Raw genomic sequence first — 3,205 nt, 5'->3', positions numbered from 1 at the left:
TACTCATGGATATCTTTATTGATCCCCGCATACTCCCTAAACTCTTTTTTCTTCTCTTCAAGAATGTGGCCATACTCATCACGAAGCTTACGCATATTGAGCTTCTGTCCTTTTGGCACCGACTTATAGACTTCCTCTGCTGCCTTATAGATAAGAAGCTGCGCTTCATGCTCACTGTAAAATTTCTTACTGTATCCGCTCTTTTTGTAGGCTTCAAATACTTTCCTGCTCTTGGAATAATCTATAATGGCCTGCTGCCGTTTTTTGTTCTCCGAAAGAAGCGCTTCCTTCTTCTTCATTGAATCCTTAAGTTCCTTGAGTTTCCCACATCTCTCATCGGTGATTTCTTTAAGTTGCTCGTAAGACTCAATTTTATGTTCTTGAAGGAACAGAATTGTCTTTGCCATCTGTTTTGCATTAAAGCGCTTTGCCCAGGTCACATATCCTTTGCCTTTTCCTTCCATGAGCTTTGCTTCAATATCCTTAATAAACTCCAGCTTCTTATCGGTAAAATGCTCTTTCCTTGAATATCTGCCTTTGCTTTTTCTTTCTTTGTACGGAGTTGTTTTTATTATAGACAGACCGTTTTCGAGGCAGATAATATCTGAAATTCTTCTAAGCGCAATTCCTGAAAAGTAGAAATTTCGGAATTTCTTTTTCCCATCCATTGAGATTGCATTGAGTAGGCTAAGCCCTCAGCGCCTTGCTACATTGCTGTAGCAGGTTTCCGAGGACTCGCCCCGAAACCGGACTTACAACTCGTCGCTGTATCCGGCTTCCCATCTATTTCTCAGCTTACTTAAGAATGAATCATCTCATGACATTGTGGACAGACAACCAATGTTTTCCTATTGATTTTTATCATATGGGCATTCCATGGTAAACTGCTGTCCAATTCTTTTAAGGTTCTTACCTGATGCATGACCACATCAGTAGCGTATTTGCCACACCATTCGCAAGTGTTGGCTTTAAGTCTTTTTGCAAGTGACGGATTGTTTTTATACGTCACTGGTTTACTGGAGAACATGATGTCAACTTCGCTGCCTTTTGGAAAGTCATTTCTTGCTAAACTGCCTTTCCAGAATTTTCTGACCTTGTCATTGCCTTTGAAATCTTTATACTTGACGGCAAAGTCCTTATTGAGTCTGTAACGCTCAATTATGTCTGCCTTAGTAGTGCGGTATTTGCAGGCGAAAGTCTTGTACATACTGTATTCCATGATGTAACGAAACTTATGAAGCTTCGACCTGTTGTTGGCTATGGAATAAAAGTTGCATATACCTCTGACTTCGCTGTTGTACTGGTTGAGGATATAGATATCCTGTTTACAGCATAGGCTTTTACGCATCTTGGGCTTCCATATCTCGTCACCGTTCACATATTTGATTTCCATGGCATCAAGCTGTAAGAGCTTCTTCCTAATCAGTTCTGTAGGTGCTTCTAAAACAATGTGCCCACCATAATTTCTTGCATAACATCCACTCTTTGTTTTGCGTTTGAGATTGCTTTGTTTCCTTGCCCTAATATCAAATCCAAGGAATCTCGCCTTGTCGGTAGCGATTGTTATCAAAGTTTTCTCCTGTGACAGTTCTAATTTAAGTACATCATTGAGGAATTTTGAAATGTCCTCTTTAATCTGTCTTGCATCGTCTTTAGAGCCTATTACTCCTATGAGGAAGTCATCAGCATAGCGGGTGTACTGAATTCTTCTAAAGGTCTTGTCCATAGCGTCTGTTCTTGGCATAGAGTGGTAAATTTCATCATGTGCTTTGAGCGTGGATAAAAGCTCTATGCGCTTAGACTCATTTGTCTCCTTTGAGATTTTCTCAATGATTCTATGCCTTTTGTCACCCATTTTTGTATAGCTTTTTAGGATTGTCCGCTTGTTGCCTTTATCAAATTTTTCTTTGTACTCCTTCATGCACTTATCGAACTGGTCGAGATAAATGTTCGCCAGTATTGGGCTGATGATGCCTCCTTGGACAGCTCCGCTGTAAGTATTGTGGTACTGATTGTCCTCCATATATCCTGCGTTAAGAAATTTGCGAATGAGTCGCAGGAATTTTTCATCTTTGATGCGCTTCCTCAGTATAGCTATCATGACATTGTGGTCGATGTTGTCGAAGAAGCCCTTAATGTCTCCTTCTACGAACCACTTACACCTTGTAAAGCGGTTTTGGATTTGGCGTAACGCTGTATGACAGCTTTTGCCTGGTCTGAAACCATGTGATGTGTCCTCAAAACTATCATCATAGATTGCTTCAAGTATCATTCTCATTGCTTCCTGTATCAGCTTGTCATCGATGGATGGTATTCCGAGGGGGCGCAGTTTCCCATTTTTCTTTGGGATATACGTTCTCCTCGCTGGGTTTGGAACATACTTTTCATCTTTCAGACTGTCAATAATTCTGTTAATTCTGTCCAAACTCATGGCATCAATGGTCTGCCCATCGGTGCCTGCGGTCATGTTTCCTTTATTAGCGTATATATTTTGATACGCCATCAAAAGGAAGTCTTGGTTATACAGTATTCTGTATAACCTGTCATAAGAATAGTTGTTTTGAGCTGAATGCTCACGCAAGCTGTTCAATACGTATTCTGGATTTCTCATGATGTCTCGCACATCCTCCTTTCTACCAGTATTGAAACGAAATAGACTGCTTCCCTTCGCCATGTGGGCGTTATTATTCGCTTCCGATTTTACGGCTATCCTTGTCAATTCAAGGTCCTCGGACTACTATGGAAGCTCCGTTACCGTATCGGATATTCAGTGCCTATGCACATAGCCTTTTGGGCGTTCCGACTTAGATAATCCCCATTTAGTAACGAAGTAACAAAACATCAACTGACTGTCGGGTACGATTTCCGTCCGTTCCTACTTATATAGGTGAGCCGTGTATATGTTCCACGTTTCCTGCTCATTTTCTGCAAGTACGATACACGGTATAGCGTTTGTAACTGCCTTCCGCTACAGCCACCACTAATGCCTCTTGGACTGTCCTTTAACCAGTATGGGTTTTACCCTTATGTCAGTTTTTGGTCTCCCTCACTCAGTCGTGGCTTGGCAATTAGCCAACTTGTGGGTTTAATGGCGTGCTATGTTCCCATTAGAATTTCTTCGCTTGGTAAGCCATTGACCATCGGCGTGAAACAACGTGCCGACCGCTTGTTATTGCGGATTTACTTCGCCCCTTATGGGCGCACA

General features: G+C 41.6%; 1 protein-coding gene and 1 pseudogene. Both read right to left on the bottom strand.

The annotated features are described in order from the left end of the window. Positions 1 to 668: pseudogene (locus tag G628_RS17155) on the bottom strand (hypothetical protein); the annotation flags it as partial. 131 nt (positions 669 to 799) lie between these two features. Continuing rightward, entirely contained in the window at positions 800 to 2,611 is a 1,812-nt protein-coding gene (gene ltrA, locus G628_RS0110695; protein WP_027209127.1) for a group II intron reverse transcriptase/maturase, read from the bottom strand. Between the last annotated feature and the right edge of the window lie 594 nt (positions 2,612 to 3,205).

It is taken from the genome of Butyrivibrio hungatei NK4A153 (genome assembly GCF_000424465.1).
GTDB lineage: Bacteria > Bacillota > Clostridia > Lachnospirales > Lachnospiraceae > Butyrivibrio > Butyrivibrio hungatei_A.
The sequence above is the reverse complement of the archived record's forward strand: the minus strand, read 5'-3'. Positions and strand labels throughout refer to the sequence as shown.

Coding starts and splice junctions, on each gene's coding strand:
- ltrA (WP_027209127.1), bottom strand. CDS start 2,611: ATGAGAAATCCAGAATACGTATTGAACAGCTTGCGTGAGCATTCAGCT.